The organism is Sulfurisoma sediminicola (assembly GCF_003865015.1).
GTDB lineage: Bacteria > Pseudomonadota > Gammaproteobacteria > Burkholderiales > Rhodocyclaceae > Sulfurisoma > Sulfurisoma sediminicola.
In genome coordinates this window covers 544,130-555,806 of record NZ_BHVV01000001.1, presented here as the reverse complement: position 1 = coordinate 555,806, position 11,677 = coordinate 544,130, and the positions used below count along the sequence as shown (strand labels likewise).

The window sequence follows — 11,677 nt, the reverse complement described above, 5'->3', positions numbered from 1 at the left end:
GCAGCCTATAATGCCCCTTCCAGCAGGCGGGAGGGTATGTCGTTGTCTTCGATGGCGTGGGTGGTGTTCGCGGTGTTCTGCATCGCCACGGCGGCTGTCGCCATCCTGTTGCGCTCCGGGCTGGCGGCGCGACTGGCGCTGGACGTTCCCAATGCCCGGTCCCTCCACGCCGCACCGATCCCTCGCGTCGGCGGGCTGGTGGTAGTGGTTGCGGCACTCGGCGGCTGGGCGATGCTCTCGCTGCCGGTCGCGGCTTTCGCCATCCCCGCGCTGCTGCTCTGCGGCTTTTCCTACATCGACGACCGCGCGGGCCTGCCGGTGCTGGCCCGCCTCGGCGTGCACATGCTTGCCGCCGCGCTGTTCCTCCTCGCGGCGCGACCGGCGGGCGCCCCCGCGCTGCTTGCGCTTTTTGTCCTTGGCCTGGTCTGGCTCATCAATCTCTACAACTTCATGGACGGCATGGACGGCCTCGCAGCCGGCATGGCACTGATCGGCTTCGGCATGCTCGGCGCAGGTGCCATGCACGGCGACGGCACCGTCGCCGCGGCGTGCTTCTGCGTGGCGGCGGCGGCGGCCGGCTTCCTGGCGTTCAACTGGCATCCGGCGAAGATCTTTCTCGGCGACGCCGGCTCCATCCCGCTCGGCTTCCTTGCCGGCGCCTTGGGCTTGCAGGGCTGGCGCGATGGCCTGTGGCCGCTGTGGTTTCCGCTGCTGGTGTTCTCGCCTTTCATCGTCGACGCCACGACCACGCTGCTGCGCCGTCTGCTGCGCGGCGAGCGCGTATGGCAGGCGCATCGCGAGCACTACTACCAGCGGCTGGTGCGCATGGGCTGGAGCCATCGCCGCACGGCCTCGGCCGAGTATGCGCTGATGCTCGCCATGGGCGCGCTGGCACTGCTGTTGCGCGATGCGGCACCGGGCAGCCAGCTCGGCGGTCTCGCCGCCGCCGCCGCGCTGTTCCTGATCCTGATGACATCGATCGACGCTCGCTGGCGCAGTTTCAACGCCAAGGACGCAACGGCATGAACTGGCGCAGCGCACTGGCCTTCCTCCACGATCTACTCGCCACGGCGCTGATGTGGCTGTTCGCCTATTGGGTGCGCTTCAACTTCGAGGTGCCGCGAGAGTTCTCCGCCGGTGCCCAGGGCGCGCTGCTCTGGGTGACACCGCTGTACGTGGCGGTCTACGCGTGGCTCGGGCTCTATCGCGGGATCTGGCGCTACGCCAGCATGGGCGACTTGCGCCGGCTGCTGGTCGCGGTGGGTCTCGGCGCCCTTTGCGTGGCGAGCGTCGCCTACATGACCCAGGCGACGGGCATTCCGCGCTCGGTGCTGTTGCTGCATCCGATCCTGCTGGTCGTGGTGATGGGCGGCAGCCGCTTCCTCTATCGCGCGTGGAAGGACGGCCACATCGCCTTCATGCGGCACGAAGGCACTGTTCCCGTCCTGGTCCTCGGTGCCGGCGACGCTGCCGCCCAGTTGCTCGGCGAGCTGGCCCGCAGCAGGGACTGGCACGCCGTGGGACTGCTCGACGACAACGCGCAGAAGCACGGCCGGCGCATCCATGACGTACCGATACTCGGCGCCCTCGCCGACATCGCGCAGCATGCAGAGCGCTGCCAGGCGCGACATGCCATCATCGCCATGCCATCGGCCTCGTCGGCGACCCGGCGGCGGGCGGCGGAACTGGCTGCGGCGGCCGGGCTCACCGTGCTGACGGTGCCTGCCTTCAGCGACCTGATGCAGGGACGCGTCGCGATATCGCACGTGCGCAAGGTCGAGCTGGAAGACCTTCTCGGGCGCGAGCAGGTGCAGCTCGACGACGAGGGACTCCATCGCCTGTTGACGGACAAGGTGGTTCTGGTGACCGGCGCGGGCGGCTCGATCGGTTCCGAGCTGTGCCGCCAGATCGCGGGGCTCGGGCCGCGGCAGCTGGTTTTCTACGAGCTTTCCGAATACGCCCTCTACGCGATAGACCAGGAATTTGCCGGCAAGCCGATCCGCTGCATGGTCGGCGACGTGAAGGACGGCGCCGCCCTCGAGGCGACCTTCAGCCAATACCGGCCCGATGTCGTCTTCCATGCCGCCGCCTACAAGCACGTGCCTTTGATGGAGAACGAAAATGCCTGGCAGGCTGTACGAAACAATGTGCTGGGCACCCTGCGCGTGGCGCGGGCAGCCATCGCCGAAAGCGTCGGCGAGTTCGTGCTGATCTCGACCGACAAGGCGGTCAATCCGACCAATGTGATGGGAGCGTCGAAGCGCCTGGCCGAGCGGGTCTGCGAGGCGCTGCAGTGCGAGGCGGCCGCGACGCGTTTCGTCATGGTGCGCTTCGGCAACGTTCTCGGCTCCTCCGGCAGCGTGATCCCGAAGTTCCGCGAGCAGATTGCCTTGGGCGGCCCGGTCACCGTGACCCACCCCGACATCATTCGCTACTTCATGCTGATTCCCGAGGCTGCCCAGCTGGTGTTGCAGGCGGCGGCACAGGGGCAGGGTGGCGAGATATTCGTGCTCGACATGGGCGAGCCGGTGAAGATCGCCGACCTGGCGCGGGACATGATCCGGCTCTCGGGCTTCACCGAGGACGAGATCGCGATCGAGTTCACCGGCTTGCGGCCCGGCGAGAAGCTCTACGAGGAGCTGCTCGCCGACGGCGAGACGACGCTGCCGACGCCGCACCCGAAGCTGCGCGTGATGAAGGCCGAGCAGGCACCGGACGCGACCTGGCTGGCCGAGCTCGAGGAATGGCTCGCGGCGCCGGTGCGCTCGGAGGCGGAGGTGAAGGAAGGCCTCAAGCGCTGGGTGCCGGAATACCGCCCGGCGCAGCACTGATGGCCACCTACGCCATCGGCGACCTGCAGGGGTGCCTCGAGGCCTTGCAGCGACTGCTCGACACACTCGACTACGATCCGGCGGCCGATCACCTCTGGTTCGTCGGCGATCTCGTCAATCGCGGCCCGGCATCGCTCGAGGCGCTGCGCTTCGTCAGGAATCTCGGTGCCGGCGCCACGGTGGTGCTGGGCAACCACGACCTGCATCTGGTGATGCAGGCCGAGGGTTACGGCAAGAGGAACGCCGAGGACACGCTCGATGCCGTGCTGGCGGCGCCGGATCGCGACGAACTGCTGGCCTGGCTGCGCTCGCGTCCCTTGTTCCACGTCGAGGGCGACTACGCCATGGTGCACGCGGGGCTGCTGCCGTCGTGGGACGTGGCGAAGGCCGCGGCCTTGTCGCGCGAGACGGAGCTTGCGCTGACCGCCCCGAACTACCGCGACTTCCTCGCCAACATGTGGGGCAGCACGCCGACCGCCTGGAGCGACGAACTGACCGGCTGGGATCGCTTGCGCGTGGTGGTCAATGCGATGACCCGCATGCGCTTCTGTTCGCCGGCCGGCCTGATGGAGTTCAAGGCCAAGGGGCCGGTCGCCAATGCACCTGCGGGATGCCTGCCGTGGTTCGAGGTGCCGGGGCGGGCGAGCGCCGATCACACCATCGTTTGCGGCCACTGGTCGGCGCTGGGCCTGCGCGTCGAGGAGCGCCTGCTGGCGCTCGACACCGGCTGCCTCTGGGGCGGCAGCCTGACGGCGATCCGCCTCGAGGATCGCCGGGTGTTCCAGGTGCCGTGCTCGCGCGAGGTCGAACCGAGCGGGTGGGACTAGAAGTGCGAGGCCCCGGGACCGTCCGCCCCCGGTTTCGCTCCTCGTGTGGCCATTCCCGCTACGGGCCGTCCGCCGTCCGCTTGCCCAGCATCGCTTCATCGAGGAAATGGATGCGCTCGCGCACGAACGACGGGCGCAGATGCGCCCCATCCTTGTAGATCGGTTCGCCATCGGGCAAAACTGCCGGGCAAACCTGGGAATCGCACAGGACGTCCAAAGGGTCGATGACCTTCACTTGATGGCGCTCGCCGATTTCGCGAAGCTTCTCCATGACATTCCCCATCCGGCCGACGACCTCGCTTCTGCCGACGCCCCCGTCCCTGATCTCGACCTTCTGCAACAGCCGCCTCGAGAACAGGGACTGCGGACCCAGGCCCTGTCCCTGGGGAATCTGCAGGATCAGATAGACGTCCTTCCGGTTTTCGCGGAAGGCGCCCACCAACGCCGACAGGTTCCTGAAGGCGGCGTCGTTCCCCGGAGAGCCCGGGTGCAGAGTTCCGGCCCCTTCGATGAAGTACGTGGTTCGTTGGGCGAAGTATCCGCTCCAGGAGGCCGCTATCACCACGGCCTCGATCGCCGGATCTTCCGCATAGCGACGAACGTTGTCGAAAAGATCGTTGCAGTTGGGGTGGGCGGCTTCGCGCACCTGCGGGATCGGCGGACATCCTCCGCTGGTAAGGAAAATCGCCGCCCGTGCCGAGTCCTTCCGCTCCCGCACCAGCTTTTCGACGCGCGGCCAGTACTGTTCGATGTTGCTGTCGCCCAGAAACAATACCTTGCGTGGCGAAGTCCCGATGCGCAACACGTCGCCCGGTGTCGCGACACCCGGATAATCCCATTCGCCGATGGCCCGGAAAATCTTGTTGATGGACGCGTCGTTGTTCCGCGGAAGAATTGCGCCCTTGTAGGCGGCATAACCGATGCCGCCGGCCACCGCCAGCGCCACGGACAGGAAGATCGGCACGGATGGCGCCTTGCTGAAGCGCAGCTTGCCCTCGATGTATTTGTACGTGATCCAGGCGAGGAAGGTCGACAGCAGGACGACCGCGAGACCGCGCGCGCCTTCGCTCATGCGCGGGGCGAGCAGGCGCATGAAGAACAGGACCGGCCAGTGCCAGAGGTAGAGCGGGAAGCTGATTTGCCCGAGGAATACGGCGAAGCGGCCGCTCAGGAGTCGCCGGTTGGCCCAGCCGTTGGGCCCTGACGCTATGAGCAGAAACGTCCCGACGGTCGGCGGCAGGGCCCACCATCCGGGAAATACCTTGCTCTTGTCCAGGCCCCAGAGCCCGACTCCGAGGAGCAGAAGGCCGGCGAGAGAGAGGATATCCTGCAATCGCCGCGGCAGTCCGAGCAGGCTTCTTCCGTCACTCGCCGGCACGTTCGCGGACTGCATCCAGAGGCGTCCGCGGAAAACGGTCAGATAGGCCAGCAGACTCCCGAGCAGAAGCTCCCAGATTCGTGTCGGCGGCAGGAAGAATGTCGAGACGGGATTCCCCGGAGCCCTGGCGACGCCGAGGGCGAACGACGACAACAGGAGCGCCACGAGCAGCCCGGGCGTGATGCCCTTGCGCATCCTGAACGCGGCCAACAGGATCAGGGGCCAGACGATGTAGTACTGCTCTTCGATCCCGAGCGACCAAAGATGCAGCAAGGGCTTTTGCTCGGCCGCGGTGTCGAAATAACCGGCCTCGCTGCGCAACACGAAATTCGAAACGAAGAATGCGCCTGCCGCGATGTGCTTGCCAAGGGCCGTGAATTCGCTGTCCACGAGCACCAGCCAGCCGAAAAGGAAGGTCGCGGCCAGGGTGGCGATCAGCGCGGGAAAGATGCGCCGTGCCCTGCGCGCGTAGAACTCGATCATGCTGAATGTCCCGCGATCGAGACCGCCGAACAGGATCGTGGATATCAGGTATCCGGAGATGACGAAGAAGACATCGACGCCGGAAAATCCGCCCGGGACGTAGGCAGGGGCAACATGAAAGACGACAACCGACGAAACCGCGACCGCGCGCAGGCCATCGATATCCGGCCGGTACGCGGGATGCGGCAATTGTGGGTTCATCTGACGGCGGGCGAATGCACCATCAAACGACGGCGCCTTCGGCTGGAATGGGGGTGAATCGGGTGGCCAATCTCGGATTTTACACTTGCGCCAGACTCGCTAAAGAGCTTCACCGAAGGCGGCGCGGTAGCGTTCCGCGATTTCCTCGCGCCTGGGCTTGTGGTTCTGGCCGCCGCGGTGCGAGATCTTGATTGATCCCATCAGCGACGCCAGACGCCCCGTTTTCTCCCAGCCCCAGCCCTGGGCGATGCCGTAGAGCAGGCCGGCGCGGTAGGCGTCGCCGCAGCCGGTCGGGTCGACGAGTTCGTCGGCCTTGACGCAGGGGATCGTGACGCGCTGGCCGTCGGCGTAGATTTCCGAGCCGTTGCCGCCGAGGGTGACGATCAGTGCCTTTACGCTCGTCGCCAGCTCGGCGAGCGATTTGCCGGTGCGTTCCGACAACATCTTCGCCTCGTAGTCGTTGACCGTGCAGTAATCGGCCAGCCTGAGGAATTCGAGCAGGTCGGCGCCGTCGAACATGGGCATGCCCTGGCCCGGGTCGAAGATGAAGGGAATGCCGGCATCGAAGAACTGGCGGGCATGGTCGAGCATGCCCTGGCGCCCGTCGGGGGAGACGATGCCCAAGCGGGCTTCCCTGGCGTCGCCGATGCGGTTGAGATGGGAGTGGCCCATCGCGCCGGGGTGGAAAGCGGTGATCTGGTTGTCGGCGAGGTCGGTGGTGATGAAGGCCTGCGCCGTGAAGGTGCCAGGGACTTCCTTGACGTGGGTGGTGTCGAAGCCGAGGTGCCCGAGGCGCTGCTTGTAGGGGCCGTAGTCGTCGCCGACGGTGGCCATGATCAGCGGGTCGCCGCCGAGCAGGCGCAGATTGTGGGCGATGTTGCCGGCGCAGCCGCCGTACTCGCGCCGCATGTCGGGGACGAGGAAGGAGACGTTGAGGATGTGGATCTGCTCGGGCAGGATGTGGTTCTTGAAATGGTCATGGAAGACCATGATGGTGTCGTAGGCGAGCGAACCGCAGATGAGTGTTTTCATGGGTATCAATCAGGGGTAGAAGACATAGAGTCGGTAGCCGACCGGGGCGAGGTCCGTGACCGCGAGGTTCAGGCTGACGGCGAGTTCGCCGTTGGCGGCGAAGCCGGCCGTCGCAGGCCTGTCCCTGGGCAGATAGTCGGCCGGGGCGAGCGCCCGCCGCAACAGCGCCTTGTCGGCGGTGTCGGTCAGCGTCAGCTCGAGATGCGGATACGCCTGGGTGAAGTCGGCGCGATTCCTCAGCGTGGCGACCAGTTGCAGTTGCGCGGGGCTGGTCGGGTCGGGATGGAGATCCGAACTTTCGATGGCGACGAGCTCGACCTTGCGCGGCAGCGGCAGGTCGCAGCCAACGTAGTTGCAGAGCGATTGCAGCGCCGGCTTCGTCTCGGGCATACGCACGGCGAGTTCGACGCGGAAGTGCAGCACGGCCTGCAGCGCCAGGGCCGATAGGGCGAGCAGGCTGGCGAGCACCCAAAGCCAGGTGCGCCGCCGCGGCTCCGCGGTCAGCAGGGACTCGAAGGCCGGCTCGAAGTCGACCAGCGTTTCCGGCTCGCCGGTGTCCTCCGTCGCCATAGTCGCGGCCGGCGGCGCCTCTTGCTCGTCGCGCGGGCGTCGCGCAGGGCGGTCGTCTTTGGAATAACTCGGCGCTGGCGGGACGGCGGGTTCGGCTGCGGACGTCACTTCAGCCGGTGTCTGTGTTGCCGGTGCGGCGGCCATCACTTGTTCCGTTGCTGTCGCCGGCGGCGCCTTGGGTATCGTCTCCTCGGCGGGGGGCGCGACCTTGGGCGGTTCCTCGACCAGCGTCTCCAGGGCGTTGAAGACGTTGCGGCATTTGCCGCAGCGCACGCGGCCCTGTCTCGCCTTGAGTTGCTCCGGCGAAATGCGGAAGGTGGTGGCGCAGCTCGGGCAGCGGGTCAGCATGCCGGCGAGTTTACTTCATGCCTTCCAGCCGCACCCAGCCGTCGTGCTCGGCGCCGACGGCGAGCGCGATATGCGGCCGGTAGGCGGCGATGACCTGATCGGCCTGGGTGGCGAGAACGCCCGAAAGCGCGATTTTCCCGGCAGGGGCAACGCGCCCGGCGAGCAGGGGCGCGAGCACGCACAGCGGGTTGGTCAGGATGTTGGCGACGACGAGATCGAAGCGCTCGTTCAGGGGCTCGCGTGTGTGGCTGAGGCGCAGCACGACGCCGTTGCGCTCGGCGTTGTCCTTCGCCGCGGTGATCGCCGCTTCGTCGATGTCCACCCCCAGAACGTCCGTCGCGCCGAGCCGTGCCGCGGCGATGCCGAGGATGCCGGAGCCGCAGCCGTAGTCGAGCACGGTGAGACCGGGGCGGACGACGCTCTCGAGCCACTGCAGGCACAGACGCGTGGTCGGGTGGGAGCCGGTGCCGAAGGCGAGGCCCGGATCGACTACGAGGTTGATCGCGGCAGGGTCGGGTGCGGTGTGCCATGAGGGTACGATCCACAGCCGGTCGGAGATGTGGATCGGATCGAACTGCGACTGGGTCAGGCGCACCCAGTCCTGCTCGGCGATTTCCTCGAGGTGGATCTCCGGCAGGTCGGGCAGGCCGGCTTCGCGCGCCGCTGCGGCGACGCGGCCGACAATGTCGTCGGCCGGATCGAACAGGGCGACGACGCGGCTGGTCGTCCACAGCGGCGTCGTCGGGCCGCCGGGCTCGCCGAACTGCGGGGTTTCGCGCTCGGTGCCGGCATCGGCATCCTCGACGCTGGCGGACAGCGCGCCGGCCCCGAGCAGGGCTTCGGACAGCGCGTCAGCGTGCGCCGCATCGGTCTCCAGCGCGACGCTGATCCACATTGGGGATTACCCCTTGCCCTTGGTGGCCTCTTCCTTGGCCGCGAGTTTCTCTTCCAGGTAGTGAATGCTGGTGCCGCCCTGGATGAAGCGTTCATCGAGCAGCAGCTCCTGGTGCAGGGGGATGTTGGTCTTGATGCCCTCGACCACCATTTCCGAGAGGGCGATGCGCATGCGGCGGATCGCCTGCTCGCGCGTGTCGCCGTAGGAGATCACCTTGGCGATCATCGAGTCGTAGTGCGACGGGACGGTGTAACCGGAATAGACATGGGAATCGACGCGGATGCCCGGCCCGCCCGGCGGGTGCCAGGACGTGATCTTGCCGGGAGACGGCGTGAACTTGAACGGATCTTCGGCACAGATGCGGCATTCGATCGAGTGCCCCTTGACCTCAATGTCGCGCTGGCGGAACCAGAGTTTCTCGCCGGCGGCGACGCGGATCTGCGCCTGGACGATGTCGATGCCCGTGACCAGTTCGGTGACCGGATGTTCGACCTGCACCCGGGTATTCATCTCGATGAAGAAGAACTCGCCGTTCTCGTAGAGAAACTCGAAGGTGCCGGCGCCGCGATAGCCGATCTTGCGGCAGGCCTCGGCGCAGCGCTCGCCGATGCGGGTGATGGCGCGGCGATTGATCTCGGGCGCGGGCGCCTCCTCGATGACCTTCTGGTGGCGGCGCTGCATCGAACAGTCACGTTCCGACAGCCACACCGCGTTCTTGAAGTTGTCGGCCATCACCTGAATTTCGATGTGGCGCGGGTTCTCCAGGAACTTTTCCATGTAAACCATGGGATTGCCGAAAGCCGCGCCCGCTTCGGTGCGGGTCATGGTGACGGCGTTGAGCAGCGCGGCCTCGGTATGCACCACGCGCATGCCGCGGCCGCCGCCGCCGCCGGCGGCCTTGATGATCACCGGGTAACCGATCGCGCGGGCGATTTTGACGATCTCCTTCGGATCTTCCGGCAACGCGCCTTCGGAGCCGGGGACGCAGGGCACCCCGGCAACCTTCATCGCGTCCTTGGCCGAGACCTTGTCTCCCATGAGGCGGATCGTCTCGGCCTTGGGGCCGATGAAAACGAAGCCGGATTTCTCGACGCGCTCGGCGAAGTCGGCGTTCTCGGAGAGGAAGCCGTAGCCGGGATGGATGGCCTCGGCGTCGGTGACTTCGGCCGCCGAGATTATGGCGGGAACGTTGAGATAACTGTGGGTGGACGACGCCGGGCCGATGCAAACCGACTCGTCGGCGAGTTTGACGTACTTGGCTTCCGCGTCGGCCTCGGAATGGACGGCGACGGTGCGGATGCCGAGTTCGCGGCAGGCGCGCAAGACGCGCAGGGCGATCTCTCCCCGATTGGCGATAAGGACTTTTCCGAACATAATCGATGGCGTTAGCCGATGATGAATAAGGGTTGGCCGTATTCGACCGGCTGGCCATTCTCGACGAGGATGGCCTTGATCGTGCCCGAGGCATCGGACTCGATCTCGTTCATCAGCTTCATGGCCTCGATGATGCACAGGGTATCGCCCTGCTTCACGGTCTGGCCGACCTCGACGAAGGCCGCGGCACCGGGCGAGCCGGAGCGGTAGAAGGTACCGACCATCGGCGCCTTGACGGCGTGGCCGTCGGGTTCGGCGGGGGCTGCCACTTCCGTGGCGGCGACCGGGGCGGGGGCCGTCACCGGAGCGTGTTGCGGTGCGTAGCCATGGTTGCCGAGCATCACCGTGGTCGGGGCGGCCGGCGCCATATGCTTGGCGATGCGAATCTTTTCCTCGCCCTCGGAGATCTCCAGCTCGGAAATGCCCGAATTCTGGACGAGATCGATGAGGGTCTTGAGCTTTCTCAGGTCCATGCTGACTCCCTGCAATTGATTTCTGGACGGGCCGGCGTGGTGCCGGCGCCGAGTATTTTTATTGGGGCTTGCGGATGTGGCCGAGCGCGGCTTCGAGTGCGAGCTCGTAGCCTTGGGCGCCCAGACCACTGATCACGCCGACGGCGAGATCGGAGAAATACGAATGCTGGCGGAAGCTTTCCCGCGCGAAGATGTTCGAAAGATGTACCTCGATGAAGGGAATGGCCACGGCCGCGAGGGCGTCGCGCAATGCCACGCTGGTGTGGGTGTAGCCGGCCGGGTTGATGATGATGATTTCGATGCCTTCGGCACCTGCCGCCTGGACACGGTCGATCAGGCCGCCTTCCGAATTGCTCTGGAAGCTCTCGATCTGGACGCCATCGGCGCGGGCGCGTGCTTCCATCGCCACATGGATGTCGGCCAGGGTGGTGCGGCCGTAGATTGCGGGTTCGCGGCTGCCGAGCAGGTTGAGGTTGGGGCCGTGCAGCACCAGGATGCGGGCATTGAGGCCGCCGGCGCCCCCTTTGGCGCTATCGCTGCCAGCGCCGGATTTTGCTGTCGTTCGCTTGGACATGGCTGCAAGTTTGCCGCAAAAGGCGGCAGTTTGTCCAGTAGGGCGCCTCAGGGGCCGGTGGCCAGTAGTGCCGCGACCGCAGCGGCGCGGGCCCTGCCGTTCTCGCCACGCCCGCTTCGCGCACTGCGCTTGGCGTGGCGCTCGCCGGCTATCGGGTAGATCGCCAAAACTGCCGGAAAATCGCCCCAGTCGAGCCGAAGCTGCGCCTCGGGCAGGTGCGCTGCGTGATGGGTTGGCTGTCCTTTGTCCGAAATTTCGTAGGGAATGTTGCGAGATAGCAGGAAGATCTCGACATCCTTGGCGCTGTCGGCGAAGAGGTCGAGTTCGATCTCCGAAAAGCGCCCGGCGGTGCCGTCGAGTACCGACCCGGTCAGGCAGGGGCGAAAGTCGGCCATGGCCTCCATCAGCCGCAATGCCGTTTCGCGCATCGCGCGCAGCCGCTCATGCTGCTCGTCCTCCTGGTACAGCGACTGGTAGGCGCGAAGTTCGACCTCGACTTCATCGTTGCTGGGCAGGGCATCGCCGTCGCCGGCGCCGAGGCCCCTTGCCGCCTTGCGCTTGGCCGCGCCGTAGTCGCCGATGCCGTCCTCGGCCATCAGCCGTGCCGCCGCGCTGGCAATGGCGCGGCGCAGGAAATCATTGGCGGCGGGAGGCGGTTTGCGGCGGGGCATCGGGGTTGTTCCGCTAGAAT

11 protein-coding genes are annotated in these 11,677 nt (G+C 66.5%); 3 read left to right on the top strand and 8 right to left on the bottom strand.

All coding sequences use genetic code 11. The features are described from left to right. Positions 1–36 precede the first annotated feature (36 nt). The 3 genes from EJE94_RS02630 to EJE94_RS02620 are packed head-to-tail and all read left to right on the top strand — an operon-like array spanning position 37 to position 3,658. Entirely contained in the window at positions 37–1,026 is a 990-nt protein-coding gene (locus tag EJE94_RS02630) for an MraY family glycosyltransferase (protein WP_243642506.1), read from the top strand. Beyond that, positions 1,023–2,831 (top strand): polysaccharide biosynthesis protein, encoded by a 1,809-nt coding sequence (locus tag EJE94_RS02625; RefSeq protein WP_121239924.1) that lies wholly within the window; start codon positions 1,023–1,025, stop codon positions 2,829–2,831. The genes EJE94_RS02630 and EJE94_RS02625 overlap by 4 nt, the downstream gene beginning before the upstream one ends. Beyond that, complete coding sequence (locus EJE94_RS02620) at positions 2,831–3,658, top strand: symmetrical bis(5'-nucleosyl)-tetraphosphatase (RefSeq protein ID WP_121239923.1); 828 nt, start codon at positions 2,831–2,833, stop codon at positions 3,656–3,658. The genes EJE94_RS02625 and EJE94_RS02620 overlap by 1 nt, the downstream gene beginning before the upstream one ends. Before the next feature lie 58 nt (positions 3,659–3,716). On the opposite strand, the gene EJE94_RS02615 is transcribed toward EJE94_RS02620, so the two are convergent. The 8 genes from EJE94_RS02615 to EJE94_RS02580 form a co-directional block, all read right to left on the bottom strand. After that, entirely contained in the window at positions 3,717–5,720 is a 2,004-nt protein-coding gene (locus tag EJE94_RS02615; protein WP_121239922.1) for an acyltransferase family protein, read from the bottom strand. Positions 5,721–5,819: 99 nt separating this feature from the next. Continuing rightward, a complete protein-coding gene (locus tag EJE94_RS02610; RefSeq protein ID WP_121239921.1) occupies positions 5,820–6,752 on the bottom strand; it encodes a carbohydrate kinase family protein in 933 nt (310 codons plus the stop codon). Positions 6,753–6,761: 9 nt separating this feature from the next. Beyond that, complete coding sequence (locus EJE94_RS02605) at positions 6,762–7,670, bottom strand: DUF3426 domain-containing protein (RefSeq protein ID WP_121239920.1); 909 nt, start codon at positions 7,668–7,670, stop codon at positions 6,762–6,764. Between the two features lie 10 nt (positions 7,671–7,680). Then, a complete protein-coding gene (gene prmA / locus EJE94_RS02600; protein ID WP_121239919.1) occupies positions 7,681–8,565 on the bottom strand; it encodes a 50S ribosomal protein L11 methyltransferase in 885 nt (294 codons plus the stop codon). 6 nt (positions 8,566–8,571) lie between these two features. Continuing rightward, on the bottom strand, positions 8,572–9,939 hold the full coding sequence (gene accC / locus EJE94_RS02595) for an acetyl-CoA carboxylase biotin carboxylase subunit (RefSeq protein ID WP_121239918.1): 1,368 nt from the start codon (positions 9,937–9,939) through the stop codon (positions 8,572–8,574). Between the two features lie 11 nt (positions 9,940–9,950). Then, positions 9,951–10,412 (bottom strand): acetyl-CoA carboxylase biotin carboxyl carrier protein, encoded by a 462-nt coding sequence (gene accB, locus EJE94_RS02590; protein ID WP_121239917.1) that lies wholly within the window; start codon positions 10,410–10,412, stop codon positions 9,951–9,953. A gap of 58 nt (positions 10,413–10,470) precedes the next feature. Then, positions 10,471–10,986, bottom strand: a complete 516-nt coding sequence (aroQ, locus tag EJE94_RS02585) for a type II 3-dehydroquinate dehydratase (protein ID WP_121239916.1) — start codon at positions 10,984–10,986, stop codon at positions 10,471–10,473. Positions 10,987–11,033: 47 nt separating this feature from the next. Then, positions 11,034–11,657 (bottom strand): hypothetical protein, encoded by a 624-nt coding sequence (locus tag EJE94_RS02580; protein WP_121239915.1) that lies wholly within the window; start codon positions 11,655–11,657, stop codon positions 11,034–11,036. Between the last annotated feature and the right edge of the window lie 20 nt (positions 11,658–11,677).

Excerpts from the sequence above, each read along its gene's own strand:
- EJE94_RS02630 (WP_243642506.1), top strand. The coding sequence starts at position 37 with ATGTCGTTGTCTTCGATGGCGTGGGTGGTGTTCGCGGTGTTCTGCATC.
- EJE94_RS02605 (WP_121239920.1), bottom strand. The coding sequence starts at position 7,670 with ATGCTGACCCGCTGCCCGAGCTGCGCCACCACCTTCCGCATTTCGCCG.
- EJE94_RS02580 (WP_121239915.1), bottom strand. The coding sequence starts at position 11,657 with ATGCCCCGCCGCAAACCGCCTCCCGCCGCCAATGATTTCCTGCGCCGC.
- aroQ (WP_121239916.1), bottom strand. The coding sequence starts at position 10,986 with ATGTCCAAGCGAACGACAGCAAAATCCGGCGCTGGCAGCGATAGCGCC.
- prmA (WP_121239919.1), bottom strand. The coding sequence starts at position 8,565 with ATGTGGATCAGCGTCGCGCTGGAGACCGATGCGGCGCACGCTGACGCG.
- accC (WP_121239918.1), bottom strand. The coding sequence starts at position 9,939 with ATGTTCGGAAAAGTCCTTATCGCCAATCGGGGAGAGATCGCCCTGCGC.
- EJE94_RS02615 (WP_121239922.1), bottom strand. The coding sequence starts at position 5,720 with ATGAACCCACAATTGCCGCATCCCGCGTACCGGCCGGATATCGATGGC.
- EJE94_RS02625 (WP_121239924.1), top strand. The coding sequence starts at position 1,023 with ATGAACTGGCGCAGCGCACTGGCCTTCCTCCACGATCTACTCGCCACG.
- accB (WP_121239917.1), bottom strand. The coding sequence starts at position 10,412 with ATGGACCTGAGAAAGCTCAAGACCCTCATCGATCTCGTCCAGAATTCG.
- EJE94_RS02610 (WP_121239921.1), bottom strand. The coding sequence starts at position 6,752 with ATGAAAACACTCATCTGCGGTTCGCTCGCCTACGACACCATCATGGTC.
- EJE94_RS02620 (WP_121239923.1), top strand. The coding sequence starts at position 2,831 with ATGGCCACCTACGCCATCGGCGACCTGCAGGGGTGCCTCGAGGCCTTG.